Here is a 24,045-nt window from a genome sequence, read left to right as displayed (position 1 = left end):
CCGCCGCCTGGGCGCCGCCGCCCGGCGCGCGACCTCCGCCGCCCTTCGCTCGGCCGCCGCGGCGACGGCCCGCAGCCGGGCGTTGCCGGCCTTCTTCCTGGCCGCCATCGCGGCCTTCTTCTTGGCTGCCTCCGCCGCCCGCTTCCTGGCGGCTTCGGCCGCCTTCTTCCTGGCCGCTTCCGCGGCTTTCCGCTTGGCCGCCTCAAGGGCGCGCTTGGCCGCCGCGGCGGCCCTGCGCCTGGCCGCGGCCAGCGCCGCCCGCCTGGCGGCGGCTATGGCCAGCCTTCTGGCGATCATCTGCGCCGCGATCCGCGCCGCGATGGCGGCGGCGAACCAGATCAGCTGCCCGTCGGGGTCGCTCATGGTGACGGGGCTGTTGTTGGCGTAGGCGTAGGCGTTGAGCTGCTGCGGGTCCTCCTCGTCGATGATCGGGTCGGCCGACAGGAAGCGGCCGTTCCTGGGGTCGTAGTCGCGGGCGCCCAGGTGGACGAGCCCGGTGGTCGCGTCCTTGGTGCCGCCGACGAACCCGCGTTGCCCCGGCCACCACGATGGCGGTGCTCCGCGATCCTCCCCGAACGGGGTCTGCCTGCGGACGGCCAGGTCGCCGGTCTCGGCGTTCACCGCGGCGTGCGCGGTGCCCTGGTGGTCGTCGGCCAGGAAGGAGACCTGGTTGTCGGGGGTGCGTACGGCGATGGGCTGGTCGTGGACGGTGTAGTAGCGGGTCTGCTCGACGACGTCCTTGGCGTAGTCGAAGCGCAGCTCCATGTCGTCGACGTAGAGGGTGGCGTCGGTGGGGGTCTTGCGGATCAGCCGGTCGCCGTCGGCGTCGTAGAGGAACGACGTCGTCTTGCCGGCGTCGGTCACCGACTCCAGGTTGCCCTCGGCGTCCCAGACCAGGCTCTGATCGGAGGTGCCGGCCTTGCGCCGGGTGGTGTTGCCGGCCGCGTCGTACTCGAACAGGTCGGAGCCGACGGTCTGGAGCGCGTGCGGCTGCTTGCCGCCCGCCGCCGGATACGTGGAGGTGCGTACGCTCTCCGCCGCGCCGCCCCAGGCGTGCTTGGTCTCCTTGGTCCGGTTGCCGGTGACGTCATAGGCGTAGCTGACCGCGTACGGGGCCACACCGCCGATCTTGCCGGCCGTCGGGGTGCCGCCGGCGCAGTCGTCGGTGGCCGTCCACGCGGAGGTCATCCGGCGCAGATGGTCGTACGTGAAGCACTGCGTGTCCTGGCCGCCGGCCCTGTCGGCGATCTTGGTGACGTTGCCGATCGCGTCGTAGGTGTAGCCGAGGTTCAGGTCGGTGGCGGCGGCTCCGGCCCGGTCCAGCCGCATGCCGGTCAGCCTGCGGGTGGCCTCGTCGTGGGTGTAGGTGAGCCAGGCCTTCTTGGTCCCTTCGCCCAGCTCGTACTGGAGGGTCTCGCCCATCTTCGAGTAACGGATCGCGTTCACGTACGCCGACAGGCCGCTGACCTTGATCGGCTGGCTGAGGCCGTCGTAGCCGTAGACGACCGACTCCTCGGCCAGCCCGCCGCCCGCCGGGAAACTCACGGACTGGACCTGGTCGTCCAGCGTGTAGCGGGTGTTGAGCACGTACGAGCCAGCCAGTTTGCCCTCTCGTTCGGGGATGGTGACGGTCTGGCGCAGCGCGCGGTAGTCGGTGTCGATGGCGTTGATCTCGGCCTTGTACGCCTGCCCGCCGACATAGCGGATGCTGGCGTCCAGCTCTCCCTTGGCCAGCGCGTCGTACTTCCACTCGGCCAGCAGGGTGCCGGTCGCGGAGCCCGCGCGGAGCTGCGTCTTGCGCCCCAGGCCGTCATAGCCGTACCACAACGTCTTGCCACGGGCGTCCGTGGTGGTGACGATCTCGTCGGCGTCGTTGTACGTCGTCGTGGTGACGCCCTTGTCCGGGTCCTCGGTCTTGATCTCCCTGCCGCGCAGGTCGTAGTGGTGGCGCCAGACGTTGCCCGCCGGATCGGTCACCGTGGACGGCCGGTCGGCGTGGTCGTAGGTGTATTTCGTGGATTCGTACGCGCCGGTGGGGGTGGATCCCTTGTACTGGCGCAGCTCGATGAGCCGGTCCTCGGCGTCGCCGATCCGCGTCGTGGCGGTGCCGCCCGGCGGCGGCGTCACGTGGACCCGGTCGCCCTCCTGCTTGGCGGTCACCCGGTACTTCTCCGCGCCCTTCGCCTTGAGGATCTCGGCGTTGACCTCTCCCGCGCCGTCGAACAGCGACACGACCTGGTTGGGCACGTCGGTGTCGGCCACCGCCAGCAGGTCCGTGGCGGGTGCGCCGGTGGCGAAGTAGCCGGTGTTCGACTTGTACTGCTCGCCCTGCGAGTTGTAGAAGGTGTCGGTGATCGTGCGGCCGTCACGCAGCGCGGGATCGGTCGCCTGGTCGTCCGGGGGCGCGGGTTCCTGGGTCTGGCGCTCGCGCATCAGGCCGTCGTGCAGCTCGTGGCTGGCCGTGTAGCCGCCGTCGGCGCGCAGCGTCTTGGTGGTGACGACGCTGGGGCCGTCGGTGCGCACCGTGTAGGCGTACTCGGTGCTGGGCGACTGCCCGGCCGACTTGCTGCGGTCGCCCTGCCAGACCTTGGTCAGGCGGCCGAGCGGGTCGTACTCCAGGTCGACGCGGCGGTTGTTCGCGTCGACCTCGGCGATCGGCTCGCCCCAGGCCGGTTCGAGCTGGGTGCGCTCGACGTGCCCGAGCTGGTTGGTCTCCGTGGTCTCCGTCGCCGGGGCGCCCGCGGCCGGGCTGTAGGTGGTGACGGACTTGGTGCCCACCGGGTCCGTCTCGCTGGTCTCCCTGCCGTAGGCGTCGTACGTGCGGGTGCTGCCGGTGATTGTCGCGCCGTCCGCGGAGACGAGCTCCTGGACCGTGGTCACGTCGCCCTTGGTCGGGGCCTGGCCGTGCGCCTGGCCGTCGTACTGGACCTTCTCGTCGGAGATCACCTCACCGGCGGCCAGCGTGGACACGGCGGTGCCGCAACCGGCGGCGACCTTCTGGACCCTGCTGGGGTAGTCGAGCATCCAGGACGTGTCGTTGCGGGCGTACGACAGGCGGGTGCACCGGTCGTCGTCGGTGCTGGCCAGGTCGTTCTTCTCGTCCACCTGCAGGAGCAGGCCCTTGGCGTCGTACGCGCGCTCCTCGCCGGTACGCCGCCACGTGCCGCCTGTGAGGGCGGTCCTGGTGACCATGGACTTGGGCTGGACCACGTACGCGGCCTTGGTGACGCCGCCCTGCGTGGACTCCGCGGTCTTGACCGACCACGGCTCCTCCGCGGTCGCGGTCATGACCGCCCCGCCGTCGCCGTCGAAGAGGATCTCCTCGCGCTCGAAGCCCGCGAGCTGGTCCAGGTCGTCGAGCTTGCCGCCCTCGGTGTCCTCGACCTGCGCCGTGCGCTTGGTGCCGTCGGCCTGCTTGTCGCCGTGCAGGCCGCGGAAGTACCTGAACTCCTTGAGCGTGCGCTTGCCGTCCTGCCCGTCGCCCTCGCGGACGCGCACCCGGCCGAAGCCGCGGTAGTCCGACCACGTGCGATGCTCCGGCTTGACCAGGATGTTCTCGGCGTAGCGCCAGCCGGCGCCGTCGAGATACTCGTAGTCGGTGACCACGTTCGGCGACCCGGCCACCCGGTCGACCTCGATCGTCTGGGTGACCAGATACTTGTGGAACCAGTCGGTGACCTCCGCCTCGTTGGGCGGGGCCCAGCGCTGCGGGAAGCACCGCCTGGCGTTCTTGTCGGCGGCCGGCACGTCGCCCGGCTTGCAGTCGGCGGCCGAGTAGTTGATCCGCAGCTCACCGCCCGACTCGTTGCCGATCGCCTGGACGCGCCACTTGACCAGCGGGGCGCGGCCCTCGTTCGCGTCCACCCGGTTGGCCAGCTGGACTCCGGTGAACGTGACAGGGGGAAGCGACAGCGTGCCGCCGACATGCCCCGTCTGCTGGATCGACGCCAGCCACAGCGCCGGGCTCATGCCGTCGCCGGAGGCCGGGAACTGGTGGTTCAGCGCCCACGAGTCCACCGCGCAGTACTGCGCGCCGGAGCACTTGGCGGTGTCGGTGTTGAGGATCTGGGTGGTGACCTTGGCCAGGCGCTTGCGGGTGAAGAACGTCGGCGCGAGGCGGTCGGTGCACTTCACCCCGGAGTCGCAGATCTGGTCGAACGGCACGTCCGGCCAGCTGCCGGCGGTCTCCTTCTTGAGCTGGTCGGCGGCACAGGTGATGGCGCCGCCGGGCAGGCAGCGCTCGGCCACGTCGAACACGACGCGGGCGGCCGGGGCCTTCGTGAACAGCTCGTTCTGCAGGTAGCCGTAGTCGATGCGGGTGAGGTATCCCGCGCGGTCGTACACGGTGCCCTGTTCGGGCTTCATGTTCCGGCCGTAGTAGTTCTTCTCCTGGGCGTACCAGTACGTGGTGGCGTTGCCGTGCGTGTCCACCTCGTAGTCGAGGTTCCACCGGTAGGCCTGCTGGCACCAGGCGTTGGCCGGGGTGCTGCTGTAACAGGGCTCGCCGCTGTTGTTGCCGAACACCGGCACCGTCTGCACCGACCTGGTCTCCGCCTTGCCGGTGGCCCAGCCGGGCAGCCGGTTCAGGCCGAAGGTGTACTGCGAGCCGTCGGACGTGGTGACGCGCCAGTATTCGCCGTTGTTGTCGCCGTTGGTCGCCCCGGTGAGCGCCTCGATACGGGTGCCGTCGTCGCGCTTGGGCCGCCACTGCTTCGTCGTGGCGTCCTTGACCAGCTCGATGGCCGAGTCACCCAGGGACATGGTGGCGTTGTCCTGGTCCCAGCACAGGTCGCCGGTCTTCTTGCCGTCGATCATGCAGGACTTGTAACGGCGCTCGACGTAGCCGCTGGGGTTCAGCTCGAAGCCCTCACCGGCCCAACCGGCCTGGTTGTTGGTGGAGGCGGTGCGGCCGTCCACGCTCTGCGAGGAGTAGCCCAGCGACATGCCCGGCTCCTCACCGCCCAGCGCGGGCGGGGTGCGAAGCTCGTAGCCCCAGCTGAAGTCGCCGGACTGGGTGCCCACGCTCCACTTGGCCGACGCCGCCAGAGAGGTGGCCGCGTGGTCGCCCGACGGGCCGGACGCGGCCGCGGTGAGCGCGTACAGGCCGGTGGTCTCGACCTCGGCGGTCACCGTGCCGTTCGCCGCGTTGTTGTCGCTCTTCACCGGCTGCGGCGCCGGGCAGTTCGCGGCGGCGGTGAGCGCGCACTCCTCCAGCTTGACCACGCGCAGGCGGGAGCCGTAGTCGCCGCCGTAGGCGTAGCGGAAGCCGGAGTAGTCGATCTCCAGGCGGGACTTCGCGGTCTTGGCCGCCGCCACGCCCTGGCCTGGCGTGACCCGGAGGGCCAGGCCGAGCAGGTCGGTGTCGAGCAGCTCGACGTTGACGGGGGCGGGGGCCTGCGCGGCCTTCGCCGTCCCGGCGGCCAGCCTTACGGGGAAGCCGGCCGCCAGGGTGGTGGCCGCGCCGCCCAGCTCGGCCTTCTGTGGTTTCGGCCAGGCCGTCCCCGGTGGCGCTTTCCACACCTGTTTCTGTACGGGATCGGCCAGCGGCGGCAGTACGGGCACCTTGCCGCCCTTGACCGGCGCCTCCCGCTGCACGGACGGAGCCGCGCGAGGGGCCGCTTGGGCGGGGACGGCGTACGCCATCTCGGCCAGGAGGACGACCGAGAGGATGGGGGCCAGCCGGCGCGGCCAGCGCGATTCGGGTTTGACGCCTTCGAAGCGGTTCCAGGAGCTGTCCGGGCGGACCGGCTCCTGGGAGGGTGGTTGCAGGCCGTTCCATCGGGATTCGGGCAGGTCTAACTCACTCGGTAGATCCATGTGCCTTCTCCGGGGGTCGGGGGCATACCGCACGGGTGGGTCGCGGCGGCCCGAAGCACCCGGACGCATCCGCGATCTTGGATCGACGCTCGGATCGTCCCCCGGTCAAGCCGTCAATCCGGGCTTTTGCTCATTCTGCTCAAATTTTCTTTCTACTCGTTGTCAGGCCCGAAAACATCCGCCAACCGCGCCGGTCAGGGGGCGAGGCTGATGGTGGCGGGGATGCCCTGGCGGGTCATCTTCGCGTACGGGCACAGCGCGGCCGCCTGGGCGAGCAACGGGGTGACCGTCTCCCGGTCGGCTCCGGGCCAGGTGACGACGAGGTCGGCGCGCAGCCGGTAGCCGCCGTCCGCGGGGTCGCGGCCGACGGAGACGGTCGCCGCCACCGTGATCGGTCCCGGGTCGAGGAGGTGCCCGCGGGCCAGCAGGCTGAGGGCGCCGTGGAAGCAGGCGGCGTATCCGGCGGCGAAGAGCTGCTCGGGGTTCGGGCCGGTGGCGTCGCCGCCGAGCTCGCCGGGCATGCGCAGCTCCAGGTCGAGTGCGCCGTCGGCGGAGCGGGCCCGGCCGCTCGCCCGGCCGTGGGCGGAGCTGCCGCCGCTCACGGCGACGCTCGTGACGTAGAGCGGCTTGAACGTGGCGCCGCTGTGGTCGTGGTCCGTGGACAGGGCCGGGTCGTTCACCGGTTCCGCCTTTCATCCGCATGCACTCGGCTATTCATGGGCGGTGCCAGTGCTGCAACTTGTCGGGGTTCAGCACGATCCAGACGGCGGTGACCTCGCCTTCGGCGACACTCACGCTGACCGCCGCCACGACCTGGCCCTCCCGGCGCAACACCAGACCCGTCCGGCCGTTCACCGACTCGACGGCCACAACGGTCTTAACGGCCATCTCCGGCTGGACGGCCATATCGGCGCCGGTCCGGCCGAGCAACGTCGTGACGAATCGGGCGACCGCGTCCGCGCCGTGGGTCGGGCGTACCGCGGCGCGTATCTTGCCACCGCCGTCGCTCACGACCATCGCCTTCGCCGCCAGCACCGCCTTCAGCGCCGCCGCATCCCCCGCCTCGCACGCCGCGGCGAACCGGCGCGCGACCCGATCATGCCGGGCGAGCATCGCCTGCCGGGACGTGGCCCACTGCTGCGCCGAGCCGATGCCCGGCTCCGGCCGGCAAACCGCATCGTCGGCAGTGGGCAGCCCGACCGGGCTTCGCAGCGACGGGCTCGGCGGGGCAGCGACTGGGGCGGCGAGCAACTCCAGGCAGAGGCCCCCGGCGACCCGGGTCAGCCAGGCTCGCGGCACCGTGATGCCGGCGCGTTCCGCATCGCCGAGGGCGTACCAGCGGCGATAGGTCTCCTGGACGATCCGGTCGGCTGTGACGGGCGAACCGAACATCCACCGGGCGATCTCAAGCAGATGCTGCCGTTCGTCGAGCATCTCCGCCAGCGTCCCGGCGCCCACCTCGGTCATGTCCTGCCGTCCTCGCAGCTGAGAGGGCACCGGCCGGCGGGATCGTCCGCACGGCGCCCTCTGTTCTTCCCGGTGTCGCTCTTCCGGTCTTTCGGCCTTTCGGTGTCGGCAAGTAAGACCGGACAGCCTGTGCTTTTGTGACGCCGTACCGGATAGCCCAGGTCAGAGCGGGATCGCATCGAGTCCGGCGAGCTGACGATCCACATGACGTGGCGGAAGCCCGCGCGGGCGGGCGTGGCGACGTTGACGGGCTGGCGGGTGGTGACCGGCACCAGAAAGGTCGAAGGGACGCGCCCGCTCAGTGACCGGCCGCTGGATCACCGCCATCAGCGCGGCCTCGCCGGCGTCCGGGCCGGCGCAGAGTTGGCGGCCTCTCCTCGGCGATCCAGAACTCGCCGCCGCCGGACGGCGACCCGAGACGCGCCGATGCCGGCATCACGCCGCCACCCGAGACGCGCCGACACTGGCGATCACGTCGCGCACGTACGCGGCGTTACCCTCCGCGCCGGCGGGCGGCCACGGCGGAGAGTCCGTGGGCGGGCAGGCGCTCGAAGACTCGATATTCCAGCCGGCCGACCCGGCGAGGGCGCCGTGGGTCAGTGTGATGACGTCCGATCGGTCATGCGTGCGTCTCTTCGGCGTTGGGCTGCCGGGTCGTGGTGGTCCGGCGGCCGGCGGGTGGTGGGGAGGCTGGCCGCGGGTCGCCTCCCCGGCCCGGAGTCTCCTCGTGGAAGCCGATCTCCCGATGGGTCCCGTCGCACAGCGGCTTGTTGCCGGAATGGCCGCAGCGGCACAGCGTCACCCGGTTGCGGGTCTCCAGCGGCCGGCCGTCCGACCGCAGGACCGGCACCCGGCCGGTCACCCACAGGGCGCTGGCCAGGCCATCTTCCTCCTCCAGGACCGAGACGGCCGGCGGCAGGTCGGGCTCGATCGAGTCGCCGCCGCGTTCGAGTGCGTAGCTGTAGGAGCCGGAGGGGCAGTGGTCGATGCGGCCCATGACGTCGGAGCGCACGTCACTGTCGCCGGTGTCGGCGAGCATCGAGGCGATCGGCCTGGTGCGGCCGAGGCAGAAGGCGGCATGGATGCACAGCTCCCCCACCCGCTGGGCCGAGATGCCCACCCCGTCGTGCACGTGCTGCAGCTCCTGGTACGGTCGCACGCCCGCGGTCTCCGTGCCGTCGAACCCGATCACGGCGTGCGTCCCGTCGCAGAACGGCTTGGTGCCCGAGTGGCCGCAGCGGCACAGCGCGTAGGTGTCCTCGGTCTCCAGGGGCTCGCCAGTCTGCCAGGTCAGCGCGTTGTTCTCCGAAGAGACGATCTTGCGTTTACGTCGGAGCGGGACGCCGCCGTAGACGACGTAGGGGCCGTCGCGCAGCACGACGATCCGCTGCCGGTCGCCGGAGCTCCACCGGCGCAGCTCGGGCGGCACGTATTCGAAGGTCGGCCCGGCCGTGGTGCCGTCGTCGCCGGGCATCCGCATCAGGGCCTGGGCTTGGGCCTTGAGCGCGTACATGGTGCCGGTGGCGACCGCCAGCAGCTTCGGACTGCCGTTGAACCCCTGCTCCAGCAGGTGCAGGACAGCGCAGTAGGTGTGGTTGAACTCTTCCTGCGCGGCACGCACGGCGCTTCCCGGGCCGGCCGGTCGCGGGTTGCGCCGCATCGGGTGTACGCCGGCCAGGTCCACGACGATGGCCTCGCCGGTGGGCCCGGACTGCGGGGTGTCGCCGCGCCGGTATCGCCGGCCGGCCTTCAGCTCCTGGAACCGGTAGTAGTGCGCGACCTCGTCCCGTTCTGGGTGGAAGACGTCCTGGTCGCCGTCCCATACTTCGCCACGGGCCGTGCCCTCGCCCTGCTCGACGATCTCCTCCAGCGCCGCCAGCGCGGACTCCAGGTCCTCGACGGCGATCAGCCGGCCGGCGGTGTGCCGGAAGTGGCCGGCGTTCACCTGGCGGGCCGGATCGCCGCTGAAGACGGCCCGCTCGCCGAGCCGGTCGCACAGGTGGCGCAGGCCCTGTTCGATGGCGGCGTAGAACTGCCCGATCGTCTCGTAATCGTCGCCCTCCGCCGGAGCGCCGGGCGGCGCCGGCCGTTCGATCCGCAGGAACAGCTCAAGCGCCTCCGGTCCGAAGGGGACCAGCGACAGCTCCACGGAACGGTCGCCGTGCGGCAGCGGCCGCGGATGCGGGGGCAGCATCCGCGGCGTGTCCAGCCGTGGGTGGCCGCCGACGGCGTTGAGCAGGTTCGCGGCCAGCGCCAAGTGCAGCATCTCCTCGGCGAAGACGCTGCCCACCACCTCCACCGCCTCCGGGTTCCGCGCCGGATCGAGCGAGTACAGCGCGCACAGGTACGGCGGCAAGGTCGCGTGTTCCAGCTCGATCGCCCACTGCAGGTGCTCGCGGAGGCTGTCGAGCGTGTCGATCCGCACCGTGGGCGCCTCGGGCGTCTCACGCAGCATGATCGCCTGGGCGGGGGCCGTCCTCCAGCACCTCGACCGCGTCGAGCAGACCCCGCAGGCCGATCTCCTCGCGCTCGACGTCCGTCGGATCGAACAGCCACTCGGTGACCGGCAGCTCCATCTCCTCCTCCGGCCGGCTCGCCTCGGCCACGGTCAGTTCGATCTCGACCTCGACCTGGAGCTCGTGCAGATAGTCGTTCTCGCCGCTCGAAGCGCTCATGTTTCCTCCATACGTGGCTTGGCGTTGCCGTCCTGGCAGTGGCTGACGTCTCCGCCCGGCTCCCAGACCTTCACCTTCCGAGGCCGAGCGGGCCCGCGCGGCCCCCGCGGGGGTTGCGCGGATCCCGTGGGGGTCGCGCGGATCCCGTGGGGGTCGCGCGGATCCCGTGGGGGTCGCGCGGATCCCGTGGGGGTCGCGCAGGTCCTGCGGGTCGCGCGGGGTGGTGAAGGGTCGCGTCTTACTTTGTGGCGGTCCGGGCGAGCCAGTCGCGGTAGCGGATCTGGCCGAGGGTGGCGCCGTCACCGGGCACCAGCGTCCGCTCGCCCGGCACGCTGCCGAAGTAGCGGGCCTGCGGGTCGGCGACCACCTTGCGGGGGTCGCCCCAGGCGGCCAGGGCGTCGCGGAAGAACTCGTCCATCTGGGACTGCTCGGGCCCGGCCACCTCAACCCGGCCGTTCAGCGGCGTCCCCACCGCGACCCGGCCGACCGCCTGGGCGACATCGTCACCCGCGATGGGCTGGAAGCGCACGGGTGCGATCCGGACCGTGTCGCCGTCCGTGGCCTCGTCCGCGATGCTGCGGACGAACTCGAAGAACTGCGTCGCGTGCACGAGCGAGAACGGGATCGACGACTTCTCGATCAGCTGTTCCTGGGCGATCTTCGCCGCGAAGTAGCCGTTCTCCGGCATCCGCTCGGTGCCCACCACCGACACCGCGACGTGGTGCCCGACACCCGCTGCCGCCTCGGCCGCGAGCAGGTTTCCGGTGGAGGTCTCGAAGAACTCCAGCACCGCGGTCCTCTCGAACGACGGCGAGTTCGACACGTCGACCACCACGGACGCGCCGGTCAGCACCTCGGCCAGCCCTTCGCCGGTGAGCGTGTTGACGCCGGTGTTCGGCGACGCCGCCACCGCCTCGTGACCGTGCTCTGTCAGCTTGGCCACGAGCTTCGACCCGATCAGCCCCGTTCCGCCGACTACCACGATCTTCATGGCAAACCCCTTCTGTCCCTGCCGGGGCACCTGATCGCCACCCGGTCGCCAGCTAAGACAGGACAGCTCTCGTGGTTGTGACAACTGCCGCGAATTTCTTTTCCGGCGGTGAAGGGCAGTGAAGACCGTAAACCCCGGGGCTCGATCGTGCGGCGGCTATCGATGGACCGGGACGATCGCCACCGGGCAGGTGGCGTGGTGCAGGACGGCTTGGCTGACGGAGCCGTGCATGAGTGCGCCGAGTTCGTGGCGGTGGTGGGAGCCGACGACGAGCAGAGATGCGTGGGACGCGGCGTGCATCAGCGTCTTGCCCGGCCGGCCGGTGAGCGACTCTTGGGTGACCGTGACCCCGGGAAAGCGTTCCTGCCACCGGGCCAAGGCGGACTCGGGCAGGGCCGAGGGGCTTGGGCCGGCTGAGAGGCCTGCGCCAGCCGAGGGGCTTGGGTTGGCCGAGGAGCTTGCGCTGGCCGAAGGGTTTGCGCTGGCCGAAGGGCTGACGTGCGCCAGCACCAGGGCGTTCGTCGTCCGAGCCGCGTGGGCGAACGCGAAGGCGAGCAGGGCTTCGCTCTCGTCCTGCTCGCTGAGATGCCCGTCGGGAGCGCCGCCGACCATGCCGCCGACCATGCCGCCGAGATGGCCGCCGAGATGGCCGCCGACATCGCCGCCAGGCTGACCATCAGGCTGATCGCCGGGCGGCCCGGGGAGGCCCACCACGACAGGGCCGTGTTCCGTGATGGGCCCGCGCACGACGACCACCGGGCAGGCCGCCTCTGTCCCGAGTTGGGCGCCCACCGATCCCAGCAGCAGGCCGCCGAGCTCGCCGAGCCCGCGGCTGCCCACGACGAGAAGTTCTGCCTGGTGAGAACGGTGCAGCAGCGCGGCGACGGGAGCGCTTTCCGGCAGATCGGTGGTCACCTCGATGCCGGGCGCGACCGCCTGTGCCCGGGCCAGCGCGGCCCCCAGGATGCGTTCCGCGTCATGGCGGAGGCCGCCTTCGGGCGGTGCTCCCGGCGCCGGTCCGAGGGGAGCTCCCAGGAGCGGCCAGATGAAGGCGTGCAGGATCTGCAGCGGCTAACGGCGACGTCCGGCCTCGCCGACCGCCCACTCCACGGCCCGCAGGCTTTCCTCGGAGTCGTCCACGCCTACGACTACAGGGCTCATCGTTGTCGTCCTTTCGAAGGGAGGGCCGCGGCGAGCTGCGCCACGGTGCGGAATCCGGCCGGAGGGATTCTCCAGCCGACGGTTCTCGGGCCAGCGGGTTCTCGGGCCGACCGGTCCTCGGGCCGACCGGTCCTCGGGCCGACCGGTCCTCGGGCCGACGAGTCCAAGGGCCGGATCGTCGGTGGCTGCTGCTACTCGACGAGCTTTCCGGTGGTCGAGACCTCTCGCATGAGGGCCGCGAGCTCCGCGGGGATCGGGGGGATGGTCTCCCTCTGCACTGATCCTGGGCCGGACCACACCAGGTTGACCTGCAGCGCGGGGTCGAGATCGGGGTAGTCCGAGCGGTTGTGGCAGCCGCGGGTCTCGCGCCGCTCGAGTGCGGTCTCGATCGTCGCGCGTGCGGCGAGCGCCGCGGACTTCAGGTCGAAAGCGTGGGCCAGGTCCTGGAAGCCGGCGAGGTCCGGGTGTACGCCGACGTCGGCGATGCGCGCCTCCACCTCGGTGAGCTCGGCGAGGCCCTTGAGCAGGCCGCTCTCGTCACGCACCACGCCGGCGTGCTCGGTCATGATGTCGCGGACGGCTCGTTGCAGGGAACGCACGTTCTCCGGGCCGTCGGCGGCCAGGAGGTCGTCCACCTCCGCCCGTGCCGCGTCGAGCGCCTCGGCCGAGCGGCGCTGGGCGTCGAGGCCTGCGGAGTACTCCGCGGCCGCCTGCCCGGTGATGCGGCCGAAGACGAGGAGCTCGATGAGCGAGTTGCCGCCCAGGCGGTTCGCGCCGTGCAGGCCGCTCGCCGCCTCCCCGATCGCGTACAGGCCGTCCACGCCCGTGCCGTGGTCGTCGGGCCGTACCCAGAGCCCGCCCATCGAGTAGTGCGCGGTCGGCGCGATCTCGATCGGCTCCTTGGTGATGTCGAGCATCTGCAGTTCGAGGAGCGTCTGATAGACGCGGGGAAGGCGCGTCATGATCGTCTCGTGCGGCAGATGCGACACGTCCAGCCAGACGCCGCCGTCACAGGTTCCGCGGCCTTCCTTGATCTCCGTGTACGCGGCCAGTGCGACGCGGTCGCGGGTCGACAATTCCCTGCGCTCCGGGTCGTACCGGGACATGAACCGCTCCCCCACCGCGTTGCGCAGGATTCCGCCCTCGCCCCGCGCCGCCTCTGAGACGAGGGTGCCGGCCGCGTTCTCGGGCGCGATGAGACCAGAGGGGTGGAACTGCACCAGCTCCGCGTCCCGGATGCGGCAGCCGGCGAGGACGGCCAGGCGGAAGGAGTCGCCGGTGTTCTCGTCCCGCCGGGAGGAGGTGCGCCGCCAGATCCGGGTGTGACCGCCGGTGGCCAGGATCACCGCGTCGGCGTGGATGACGTAGCGGCTGCCGTCGGTCAGGTCGAACCCGTACGCGCCGAAGACCACGTTGTCGCGGACGAGGAGGCGCGTGATGTACACGCTGTCGAGAACGGGCACGTCCAGTTGCGCCGCCCGGTTGATCAGCGTGCGCTGGATCTCGAGTCCGGTGTAGTCGCCGGCGTAGGCGGTGCGCCGGTAGGTGTGGGCGCCGAAGAAGCGCTGCGAGATCCGTCCGTCCTGCTCACGCGCGAACGGCATGCCGTAACGCTGGAGGTCTTCGATGCCCCTCGCGGCGGACTCGGTGACGATGCGGACCGTCTCGGGGTTCGCGAGCAGGTAGCTCTCCTTGAGGGTGTCCGCCGCGTGCTGCTGCCAGCTGTCCTCGGGGTCCATCGTGCCGAGTGCCGCGTTGATGCCGCCCGCCGCGAGCGAGGTGTGCGCGTCCGCCTTCGGCCGCTTGCCCACCGCGAGGACGTCCACCCCGCGCTCGGCGAGCTCGATCGCCGCCCGCAGCCCGGCTCCTCCCGTACCGATGACCAGGACCGATGTGGCGACCTGTTTCTCCGGCGCATTCATGGTGTGTCCCCTTTGATCGCGTCGACGAATGCGATTCCGGAAGAGACGACCGGATGGCGGCGTGATTTGTGACAGCCGCGGCGGCACGGCCCGGCTATGATCGCGCGGCCGTGATCGTGACGGCCACCAGCAGTACGCAGACGGCGGCGATCGCCGCGACCGAGGCGGCCACGCCGGCCACGGGCGTCGCGAGTGGCAGCAGCAAGATGGCGGCGACGCAGCCCAGGACCGCGACGGGACGGATCACCGGCTCCGTGGCGACGAGCGCGTGCACCGCCCAGAGCAGGATGAGGAACACGCCGGCCGGAATGGCGACCGCGTAACCGAGTGCCGCCGGCGCCGCGTGTCCGCCCTGCTCCACCGCCGCTTCGAGCCCGGCGCCCAGCGCCGCCAGGGCCGCGAAGATGCCATAGTGGCCGTATCCCCACAGGTAGGACCGATGACGGCGGTCGCTGAGACCTTCCCCTGCCTCCATGAGGAAGTACAGCCACCAAAGAGCGAACAGCAGGACAAGACCGGAGACGGCGATGACGACGAAGGGACCGCTGATCTCACCCGCTTTGAGCGCTCCTTCGACTCCCCTGCTCGCGGCCAGGACGCTCTCGCCGAGCAGAATGATCGTGAACAGGCCGTAGCGCTCGGCGATGTGGTGCGGGTGCCACGTGGTGGGCCGGACGCGCTCCGCCCACCGCGGCACCGCGAGCTCCAGGACGACCAGCAGGAGGAACGACGGCAGCGCGACGGATGAGGGCAGGACGCCCGACTCGGCGAGGAAGAACCGCAGCACCCACCCCACCTGCGCGAAGCTGATCCCGGCGGCGTAACGCAGCGCGGTGCGGCGGCTCTCCGGGTCCTCGGCGCCGGCCCGCAGCCATTGGGAGACGAGCGCCATCCGCATGATGAGGTAGCCCAGCGTGACGACGCCGTAATCGGCATCGCCCATCGCGGCCGGCACCCCGGCGGCCAGCACCAGCACGCCGCCCATCTGCACCATGGTCAGCACCCGGTAGGCGACATCGTCGGTGTCGTAGGACGAGGCGAACCAGGTGAAGTTCATCCACGCCCACCAGATCGCGAAGAACACCTGCAGGAACGGGACCAGCCCGGCGAGGGCATGACCGCCGGCGATGTCGTGCGCGAACTGGGCGGTGGCGCTCGCGACGGCCACCACGAAGGTGAGGTCGAACAGGAGCTCCAGCTGGCTCGACACGCGGTGCGGCTCGTCGATGGGACGAGCGCGCATCCGCACGCGGATCCGGATCCTGGCGCTGGGTGGTGGCAAGGTCTCGCTCCTGTCGCTAGGTGACAACGGTCCCCTAGAAGGACAGGACAGCTCGCCGAACTGTGACAACGCCCCGCCCGAGACAGCTCGCCCATCTGTGACAACGCCCCGCCCGAAAGACAGCTCGCCGAACTGTGAAAGCGCGGGAACCCAGGTCGCGCGCTCTCACGGGCGCATGACCGCCCACAGAGCCCGGACGAGGGTCCGCGGATTGATCAGCGCGTTCACCGGGATGGCGCGCATCGAGAACAGGTAGACGCGACGGCCGAGCTCAGGATCACGCAGAGCCGCCTTCGTGATCAGTCTCTGCACCGGGTTCGCGGGGAGCGCGCGGGCGTCCTGGCGGCCGAGCCGGTCGTGCGCCTCGATGAAGCGCAGCGCCCGTCGATACCCCGCGACCCCCGCGGCCGGATCGGCGCCGTCGCGCAGCGCCGGAGCCGTCGATTCCACCAGCCACTCGGCCGCGCGGAACGCCCAGCCGCAGCCGACGGCCGGCGTGGGGTCGCCCGTGATGGCCGCGTCTCCCACCAGCACCAGCCCAGGGCGTGGAGCGGGGTCGCGGCGGACGCACGGGTAGTCGTTCGTGCCGATCACCTTCGAGACCCGCTCCGCCGAGGACAGGTCCGGCGCGTCGGGAAGCGCCGCCATGAACCGCTCCAGCGCCGCCGGCCGGTCGGCCGAGAAGCCGGCGAGCCGCGCCTTCGCGGGGAAGGCCACCAGCATGTGCAGGTCGTCGTCGGTGCGGATGAGGATCCCGACGTCCGGGTCCAGGGACCAGATCTGGTTGCCGCCCAGCCCGCCGGGTACGACCCCGCGATAGTACGCCCACCAGCCGAAACGCTCGTTCGGCGCGACGTGCTCGGCGGCTTCCGCGAGCCGCGCCACGGGCGACCTGTGCCCGTCTGCCCCGACGACCAGCCGCGCGTGGACCTCCTCGCCGCCGACGAACCCGCCGACGAACCCGCCGACGTGCCCGCCGACGTGCCCGCCGACGTGCCCGCTGGCGCGCCCGGAAACGTGCCCTCCGGCGCGCCCGCCGATGCGCACGCCGGTGACCCGCCCCTCGGACTCCAGCAGCCCCGTCACGGTACGGCCCAGCATGAGGTCCACCCCCGGCGTCCCGGCCGCGATCGTCCGCAGCAGCGGATCCAGCTTCTCCCTGCGGAGGCTGATGGACTCGGGCAGTCCGGGCTCCGGCACGAACCAGCCTTCGGCGGTCCAGCGCGAGATGTGCCCGGTCACCGCACCGGCTTCGATCATGGCCGCCCAGAGTCCGGCCCGCCGCAGCATCGACTGCGTCCCTCCCAGCACGAAATGCCCGCAGAGAGCCTTGTGCGTGGATATGTCGCGGTGCTTCTCGATGAGCGCGACCCGCAGGCCGGCTCTCCCGTACAGGATCGCGGCCGTGCACCCGGCCACTCCCGCACCCACGATGACAACGTCGTACGTCATGAGGCCACGATGCGGCGCAGCGGCGGCCCGCCACATCAGTAGCGGATTACCGTATTTTCGGGGAACGTCATGCGCAGTACCCTCCCGCTATGAGCTCCTGGCCGCTGGTGGGGCGCGAGTGCGAGCTCGATCGCATCGTGGCGGTGATGACCGGGCGGGCCGGCCCCGGCGCGGTGGTCACCGGACCGGCCGGGATCGGCAAGAGCCGGCTGCTCGCCGAGGCCAGGATGAGAGCGGAGGCCGCCGGCGTCCCGGTGAGCTGGGTCTTCGCCACGCCGGGCGGGATCCCGCTGCTGCCGTTCGTCCACCTGCTGCCTCCCCAGGCGGCCGGCGGCGAGCTCACCCGCATGCTCACGGCGGCGGCCACCCGCATCGCGGGCTCGGGCGCGCTGGTGATCGACGACGCCCACCTGCTCGACCCGGCGTCCGTCGCTCTGGCGCGGCACCTTCTCGGCGGCGCCTCGGTCCCCGTGGTGCTGGCCGTACGAGAAGCCGACGGGTGGTGGCGTGACCTCGACCGCATAGCGCTGGCGGGGCTGGCCGAGGCCGAGATCGCCGAGTTGCTCGCGGCCGCGCTCGGCGGCCAGGTGGAGTCGGCGCTGCCCGCCCTCCTCCTGCGGCTGAGCAGCGGCAATCCGCTCCTGCTCCGCGAGCTCGTCGAGGCCGCGACCTTCACGGAGACGGACGGGGTCTGGCGGCTCCTTCAGCCGATCTTCGAAGCCGCGAACCTGCCGGCGGCGATCGCCGCGCGGCTCGACCGGCTCGCGCCCGGCGTACGGGCCGCGGCCGAGCTCGTGGCCCTGGCCGAGCCGGTCGGCGCGGCGATCCTGGAACGGCTGCTCGACGCCGAGGTGATCGCGGCACTCGAATCCGAGCGCCTGCTCACCGCGCTCCCGGACCGGCGGCGCCAGCTCGTCGCGCTCGTCCACCCCCTCTACGGCGAGGCGTTGCGCGCCACGCTGCCGCCGCTGCGGGCCCGCGAGCATCGGCGGCGGCTGGCCGGCGCCGTCGAGGCCACCGGAGCTCGCCGGCGGCCCGACCGGGTCAGGATCGCGGTGTGGCGGGTGGAGGCGGGTGTCCCGGCCGACGCCGGGCTGCTCCGCGAGGCCGCGAGGGAGGCGTCCGACGGGCTGCATCATCAGCTCGCCGCGCGCCTGCTGCAGGCGGCGGTCGACGCCGACGGATCGTTCGAGTCCCGGCTGGCGCTCGTCGCCGAGCTGCCTTACCTCGGGAAGGCCGATCGGGCCCTCGAACTGGCTCGTGAGCTGGAGACGGCCGCGCCGGACGACGCCGCCCGCGCCCAGGCGCTCTGGGCGCGGGCCCGCGTCCTCCTGGTCGGCGGCCAGATCGACGAGGCCAGGCGGACGATGTCGTCGGCCGTGAGCACGACGGCCGACCCGCGCGTCCGGCTGCGGCTGGAAGCGGGTCAGGCGGCGCAGGCGTTCGCGATCGGGCACGTCCACGAGTCGGTGGCGGCCGGAGACCGGATCCTCCGGCGCCATCCGGCCGATCCCGAGGTGCGCTCCTGGCTGGCGGGCTCCCAGGTGCGTGCGCTGGCCTGCGCGGGCCGCACCCGGGACGCGATCGAGCTCGCCCGCTCCGCGCTCGACGCCGCCGACGGGCCGCGCGCGGAGCTCACCCGGATGGCCCTCTTGCAGGCTCTGGCACTCGACGGGCAGATCGCCGAGGCGATCGCACTCGGGCGCTCCGCCCTGGAGGGCGAGGCGGCGGGACGGGCCGCGACGTGGCGGGCCTACTGGGCGCACGAGCTCGGGCAGGTCTTCCTGCTCTCCGGCCGCCCGGCCACCGCCCGCCGCTGGTTGCGGGAGGCGCTGGCCGTGATGCCGCTCCAGGGCATTCCCGCGAACCCCCAGACGTGGGGGCTGGACGCGCTGGCCGAGGCCGAATCCCTGCTCGGCGCGGCGGACCGAGCAGGCGAGCTGGCGAAGCGGCTGCGCTCGGCCCTGCCCGAGGGCTTCGCCGCACCGCGCCGCAGCGGTTCGGTCTGGGCCCGGTACGCGGAAGGAGACCTCACGGCGGCGGTGGCCCTCGCCCGCAGTCAGGCCGCGGAGCTGGAAGAGACCGGCTCGATGCTGATGGCCTCGTGGGTGCTGCACGAGGCCGCGCGGCTGGGCGCCGCCGCCGAGGTCGCCGGCGATCTTCAGCGGCTGTCCGCGTCGAGCCAGAGCGCTCTCCCGCCGCTCATGGCCGGGAACGCCGCGGCCCTGGCCGGCGCGGACGCGTCCGCCCTGGACGACGTCTCGCGGACGGCCGCCGCCACCGGCTGCACGCTGTGGGCGGCCGAGGCGGCGGCCGCCGCGGGCCTGATCCATCGGGCCGAGGGCCGGCTCGGGTCCGCGCTGGCCTCGTCGGCGCGCTTCGAAGAGCTGTACGCGGCCTGCGAAGGCGCCCGCACGCCGGGCGTCCGCTCCTCCCCCGCGATCCTCACGCGGCGGGAGTACGAGGTCGCCGGGTTCGCCTCGCGCGGGCTGTCCGACCGCGAGATCGCCGTACGCCTGCAGCTGTCGGTCCGTACGGTGCACAGTCATCTGCACCGGATCTACCGCAAGCTGAACATCGAGCAGCGCGGCCAGCTCCCCGGCGTACTCGGCTCATAGACCGCAGCCGGGCACCGCGGCGAGCTGGCCGGACGCCCGGGTGTGACACCTCGCTTCCGCCGGGCGTCACGAGCTTGCCCCCCGCCGTGTCAGCGGCCCCGCAGATCATCTCCCCATGAACATCGGAATCGTCGGTACGGGTGCCTACGCCCCGAGCCGCGTGCGCACCAACGAAGAGGTGGCGGCGGACTGCGGCGTCAGCCCGGACTGGATCGAACAGCGAACAGGCGTGCGGACCAGGCACGTCGCCGACGCCGCGGAGGCCACGTCGGACCTGGGGCTGCGAGCCGCAGAACGGGCGCTCGCCGCCGCCGGCCTGCCGGCCGACCAGCTCGGGATGATCGTCGTGGCGACGTCGGTGCCCGACGACTTCGGCCCGTCCACCGCCTGCCGCGTGCAGGCGGAGCTCGGCGCCGCTCGGGCGGTGGCCTTCGACCTCGGCGCGGCCTGCACCGGGCAGCTCTTCGCGATGCGCGTCGCGCACGACTGGCTCGCGGCCACCCGGGGCGGCGACGGCGCCGCCCTGGTCATCGGGGCCGAGGTGTACTCGCGGATCGTCAACCCCGCCGACCGCGGCACCAGCGTCCTGTTCGGCGACGGCGCCTCCGCCTGTGTGCTGGGCGAGGTCCGGCCCGGGTACGGCTTCTCCGGCTTCACCTGGGGCTCCGACGGCACGCAGGCCAAGCACATCGTCAAGCCGGGCGGGGGCACCCGCCGGCCCGACGGCCCCAACACGATCGAGATGGACGGCCGCGCCGTCGCGACCTTCATCACCGACGTCTTCCCCAAGCTGCTGAAGACGGCGGACGAGTTCGACCTGCTCATCTGCCACCAGCCCAACCCGGTCCTGCTGCGGCGGGTGGCCGAGGAGGCGGGGGTGCGGGCCGAGCAGCTGCACATCATCGGCGACCGGGTCGGCAACCTGGGCGCGGCGTGCATCGGGTACGCGCTGGCGGACGCCGCCGACCAGGGCCTGCTCTCCGACGGCGACCGCGTGCTGATCATGGGGTTCGGCGCCGGGGTCACCTGGGGCACGGCCCAGCTCCAGTGGGGAGGACACCGATGAACGTCTGGGTGGTCGGCGAGTGCTTCGGGGCGGCGACCCAGCTCCCCGATGTGATGACGGTCGGCGAGCTCTACGACCGGCTCACGTCCGGCCCGCCCCGGGCCTTACGGGTGCGCGCGGGTCTGGGCGTCGACGCCACGGCCTGGGAGGGCCTGCGGGCCGTGGCGGGGGACGAGGTGGAGTTCGGCGACCCGCCGCCGCGCACCGTCTTCCGGCACCGGGTGGTCAAGCGCGCCCAGGACAACGTGCTGATCTCGGAGCCCGTGGTGACCGGCGGCATCGCCGCCGCCGAGCTCGTCGTCCCCAACGACAGCGAGCTCATCCGCGACCACACGGCCGAACGCCACCACGTGCCCGGCATGCTCCTCATCGAAGCGTCCATCCAGCTCCTGACCTGGCTGGTGGACGAGACCGTCCCGCCGACCGCCGACGGCACCCGGCGCTACGCGGTCATGCACGCCTGCCGGTTCGACTTCCACCGGTTCGTCTTCCCCTTCCCCGTACGGCTGCGCGCCTGGCTGGAGCCGGCCGGACCGGCCACCGCAGAACGCATCCCGCTCACCGGGCGCGCCGAGGTCGAGCAGGCCGGCCGTGGCTGCGCCGAGTGCGCCTTCGACCTGCACGCCTTCGACCCGCGCCACATCTTCGAGATCGAACACACCCAGGCGCTCAAGACCAAGGAGTTCTCGTGAACCTCGACGCCCTGCTCGATCACCCCGCCTTCGCCGCCGAGCCGCCCCGCGATCTCGACGAGCTCGCCCGGCGGGCGTACGCCCAGCTCGCCGTGGTGAACGAGACCGTCGGCGGGAGCACGGCGCTCCTGGACGATCCGCAGGCGATGAGCGCCGTGCTGGACTGGGCGGCCGTCGTGGACCCGTCGCTGTTCGCCGCCGCCGCCATCCACTACGCCGTGGTGCTGACCAGCATCAAGGAGCTCGGCCGCCCGGAGGAGACACTGGGCGCCGCGATCGCGTCCCTGGACCGGCTCGACGCGGTCGGCGCCATCCTGATCACCGAGATCGGCCACGGCAACAACCACATCTCGCTGCGGACGCAGGCGGTCTACGAGCCGGAGACCCGCACGTTCCGCCTGCGCACCCCCACTCCAGGGGCGCGCAAGCTGATGGCCAGCATCGCGCTCCCCGGCGTCGCCAAGATCGGCACGGTGTACGCCGAGCTGATCGTGGACGGCGAGCCGTGCGGCACGTTCGCGTTCGTGGTGCCGCTCCGCGACGCCGCGGGACTGCGCCCCGGCGTGCTGGTCGAGCCGCTGCGGGGCACCGTGCCCGTCGCGCTCGACTACTCGGTCACCTCCTTCGACGACGTCCGGGTGCCCTACGACCACTGGCTCAGGGACACCGCCTCCATCACGCCCGCCGGGCTGTTCGAGGACCCGCTCGGCAGCAAGGACCGCCGGCTCGTCCGCTCGCTCGCGCTGTCGGCGTGGGCCTCGCTGGCCGGGGCGGTCGGGCTGGCGAGCGCCTCCCGGGCCGCCGCCGCGATCGCCCTGCGGTACGCGGCCACCCGGAGCACGATGGGCCGCCTGTCCCCCAACCGCCCGGTCCTGGACTACCGCACCCAGCAGCACGCGCTGTACGGCGCGCTTTCCTCCGCCTACGCCGTGACGGCCCTGGTCGACAAGGCCATCGAGGCGTTCCTCGACAAGCCGTGGGAGGTTCCGCCCGACGAGACGGCGATCACCTTCTCCCCGTGGGTGGCCGCGCATCGCACGCACGCGCTGGCCAAGGCCGCCGCGACGGAGCTGTGCGCCGAGATCACCGCCGAGTGCCGCCGCCGCAGCGGCGCCCAGGGCGTGCTCTCGATCAACCGGATCATCGCCTACGAGGGCCTGGCGCAGAGCTACAACTCGGCGGGCGGCGACAACCTGCTGATCCTCATGGACGCCGGGCGTTCCATGGCCGAGACCCTCCAGCCGTGCGAGGTCCCAGACAGTTTCACAGACTCTTTCACGGGTCCCTTCATGGGCGACCTCGCCGATCCCGAGGTTCGTCTCGGGCTGCTGCGCGTGCAGGAGGCCACGCTGCACACCGAGCTGGCCGCCTCGGTACGGCAGGCGAGCGAGGCCGGCCTGTCGCCGTTCGACGCGTGGAACCCGCACCTGTCCAAGGCCGTGGAGCTGGCCCGGGTGCACCAGCGCCGCATGGTCGCCGAGGCGTTCCGTGCGCTGGTGGCCGGGCGGCAGGACGAGGCGATGGCCACGGCGCTGGCCGCGGCCGAACGCCTCCACGGCCTGCGCGACCTCGCCCGTGACCGGGCCTGGCTGCTCGAACGCGGGGTGCTGAGCCAGGCCGCCGCGCTTTCCGTGGCGGACCTGGTCGAGAAGGCGGTGGACGATCTGGCCGTGCACGCGGAGGCGCTGCTGGACGGGCTCGGGCTGCCGGAGCGGCGGCTCGGCGCCTGGTTCCTACCGGCTTAGCCTGGTTCCTACCAGCTCAGCCTGGTTCTTACCGGCTCAGCCGTACCAGGCAGGGGGCCGTCTCCAGCAGCTCCCTGGCGAGCGGGCCGTCCGCCCGTGCCTCGACGGTCCGCGGGTCGCGGCGGTCGGCGAACAGGAAGCAGAACTCGACGGCGTCCATGGCGATCGTCGAGTGCTGCTTTTCCGGGTCGTCCCCGAGCCGGACCAGCCACGTCCCGCCGCCCGGCCCGCTGAGGCGCAGCGCGACGGTGCCCGTGCCCGTCCCGCCGCCCACCCGATGCGCGAACGGCAGCGAACGGCAGCCCATGTCCGTCATCGCGTGCACATGATGAGCCACCGGATCCGGCATGGTGATCCCGATGGCCCGCGCGATGTCGGTCGTGTGGACCCAGGTCTCGAAAGCCCGGTTCGTGAGATGGTCGCGAACGCGCAGGCGCAGCCCGCCCGCGGTGAGCCTGGTCTCGGCCAGCCCAGGATCCGCGGCGGTGAGGAACGCGCAGAACGCGGCGGTCTGGGCCCGCCATTCGGCGAGCACCCCGTCCGGATCCCCCGCCGCCGCCGCGAGCACCGCGTCCGTGTAGACCTCCGGGTCGTCGCTCGACGGCCCCGGCCCGGGGAGCGGCGCGCCCAGCGCCGCCGCGAGCAGCCGGTCGGAGGCCATGAGATGGCCCACCACCTGGTACGGCTGCCATCCGTGCACCACGGTCACCGTGCCCGCCTCGCCGGACAGCTCCGGCAGCAGCACCTCCAGGGCCGCCACCCGGGCGGCGTACGGCGCGGCGCACGCCGGCACCGCATGAGCGGGCCTGCGCCTGGCCACCGCGGCGCGCAACACCTCGTCCCGAGTCACACCCATCATTCGTGCGAGGCACCTCCCATGGACAAGGCGTTCGCCTCGTATCCGCTTATAGAGACTCATGGCGCGCCACGTCAAGTTGACGTTGCCCGGCCGGCCGTCCCGTACTGATCGTCGCCGCCGCCCACACCGGCCGGTCCGCACACGGTGGCACGACATGGAAAGCGACAATATGCATACAACAGGCAATTATCGCGCAGATAACAGGTTAAACGACACACATCTGCCCTGATTAACAAACCTCACGCCGGGCGCATGGGATTGTTCTGGATTTTTCACACGTTTCCAAGATCTTTCATCA

General features: G+C 72.0%; 16 protein-coding genes. 4 read left to right on the top strand and 12 right to left on the bottom strand.

Features of this window, described 5'->3' with window-relative positions:
* The 11 genes from ABEA43_RS44430 to ABEA43_RS44380 all read right to left on the bottom strand — a co-directional run.
* A partial coding sequence (locus tag ABEA43_RS44430; protein ID WP_345571959.1) for an RHS repeat domain-containing protein occupies positions 1-5,817 on the bottom strand: 5,817 nt, incomplete at its 3' end.
* A gap of 194 nt (positions 5,818-6,011) precedes the next feature.
* Positions 6,012-6,497, bottom strand: a complete 486-nt coding sequence (locus ABEA43_RS44425) for an Ohr family peroxiredoxin (protein ID WP_345571957.1) — start codon at positions 6,495-6,497, stop codon at positions 6,012-6,014.
* Positions 6,498-6,531: 34 nt separating this feature from the next.
* A complete protein-coding gene (locus ABEA43_RS44420; RefSeq protein ID WP_345571956.1) occupies positions 6,532-7,284 on the bottom strand; it encodes a sigma-70 family RNA polymerase sigma factor family protein in 753 nt (250 codons plus the stop codon).
* A 619-nt stretch (positions 7,285-7,903) separates the two neighbouring features.
* Complete coding sequence (locus tag ABEA43_RS44415) at positions 7,904-9,739, bottom strand: ferritin-like domain-containing protein (protein WP_345571954.1); 1,836 nt, start codon at positions 9,737-9,739, stop codon at positions 7,904-7,906.
* Positions 9,729-9,959: a hypothetical protein gene (locus ABEA43_RS44410; RefSeq protein ID WP_345571953.1), complete on the bottom strand. Its 231-nt coding sequence runs from the start codon at positions 9,957-9,959 to the stop codon at positions 9,729-9,731. The genes ABEA43_RS44415 and ABEA43_RS44410 overlap by 11 nt, the downstream gene beginning before the upstream one ends.
* Before the next feature lie 238 nt (positions 9,960-10,197).
* A complete protein-coding gene (locus ABEA43_RS44405) occupies positions 10,198-10,950 on the bottom strand; it encodes an SDR family oxidoreductase (RefSeq protein ID WP_345571951.1) in 753 nt (250 codons plus the stop codon).
* Positions 10,951-11,106: 156 nt separating this feature from the next.
* Positions 11,107-11,985, bottom strand: coding sequence for a universal stress protein (locus ABEA43_RS44400; protein WP_345571964.1), 879 nt, complete (start codon positions 11,983-11,985; stop codon positions 11,107-11,109).
* A gap of 36 nt (positions 11,986-12,021) precedes the next feature.
* Positions 12,022-12,111, bottom strand: a complete 90-nt coding sequence (locus ABEA43_RS44395) for a universal stress protein (RefSeq protein WP_345571949.1) — start codon at positions 12,109-12,111, stop codon at positions 12,022-12,024.
* Positions 12,112-12,302: 191 nt separating this feature from the next.
* On the bottom strand, positions 12,303-14,033 hold the full coding sequence (locus ABEA43_RS44390) for an L-aspartate oxidase (protein WP_345571947.1): 1,731 nt from the start codon (positions 14,031-14,033) through the stop codon (positions 12,303-12,305).
* Between the two features lie 94 nt (positions 14,034-14,127).
* A complete protein-coding gene (locus ABEA43_RS44385; protein ID WP_345571945.1) occupies positions 14,128-15,315 on the bottom strand; it encodes a low temperature requirement protein A in 1,188 nt (395 codons plus the stop codon).
* Between the two features lie 165 nt (positions 15,316-15,480).
* Positions 15,481-16,767 carry an NAD(P)/FAD-dependent oxidoreductase gene (locus ABEA43_RS44380; protein WP_345571943.1) on the bottom strand — a complete coding sequence of 429 codons (1,287 nt, stop codon included), beginning with the start codon at positions 16,765-16,767 and terminating at the stop codon, positions 15,481-15,483.
* An 89-nt stretch (positions 16,768-16,856) separates the two neighbouring features.
* On the opposite strand from ABEA43_RS44380, the gene ABEA43_RS44375 reads away from it, so the two are divergent.
* The 4 genes from ABEA43_RS44375 (at position 16,857) to ABEA43_RS44360 (ending at position 22,888) form a co-directional block, all read left to right on the top strand.
* Positions 16,857-19,385, top strand: coding sequence for a LuxR C-terminal-related transcriptional regulator (locus tag ABEA43_RS44375; RefSeq protein ID WP_345571941.1), 2,529 nt, complete (start codon positions 16,857-16,859; stop codon positions 19,383-19,385).
* Positions 19,386-19,500: 115 nt separating this feature from the next.
* Positions 19,501-20,451 carry a 3-oxoacyl-ACP synthase III family protein gene (locus tag ABEA43_RS44370; RefSeq protein WP_345571939.1) on the top strand — a complete coding sequence of 317 codons (951 nt, stop codon included), beginning with the start codon at positions 19,501-19,503 and terminating at the stop codon, positions 20,449-20,451.
* Entirely contained in the window at positions 20,448-21,143 is a 696-nt protein-coding gene (locus ABEA43_RS44365) for an AfsA-related hotdog domain-containing protein (protein WP_345571937.1), read from the top strand. The genes ABEA43_RS44370 and ABEA43_RS44365 overlap by 4 nt, the downstream gene beginning before the upstream one ends.
* Positions 21,140-22,888: an acyl-CoA dehydrogenase family protein gene (locus ABEA43_RS44360; protein ID WP_345571935.1), complete on the top strand. Its 1,749-nt coding sequence runs from the start codon at positions 21,140-21,142 to the stop codon at positions 22,886-22,888. Before ABEA43_RS44365 ends, ABEA43_RS44360 begins: the two co-directional genes overlap by 4 nt.
* Before the next feature lie 28 nt (positions 22,889-22,916).
* Here the strand turns inward: ABEA43_RS44360 and ABEA43_RS44355 are convergent, their stop codons facing one another.
* Positions 22,917-23,747, bottom strand: coding sequence for a maleylpyruvate isomerase family mycothiol-dependent enzyme (locus ABEA43_RS44355; protein WP_345571934.1), 831 nt, complete (start codon positions 23,745-23,747; stop codon positions 22,917-22,919).
* Between the last annotated feature and the right edge of the window lie 298 nt (positions 23,748-24,045).

The organism is Nonomuraea rosea (assembly GCF_039539705.1).
GTDB classification, from domain to species: Bacteria; Actinomycetota; Actinomycetes; order Streptosporangiales; family Streptosporangiaceae; genus Nonomuraea; species Nonomuraea rosea.
Note: the sequence above shows the minus strand (reverse complement) of the source record. Positions and strands in the feature narration are given on the sequence as shown.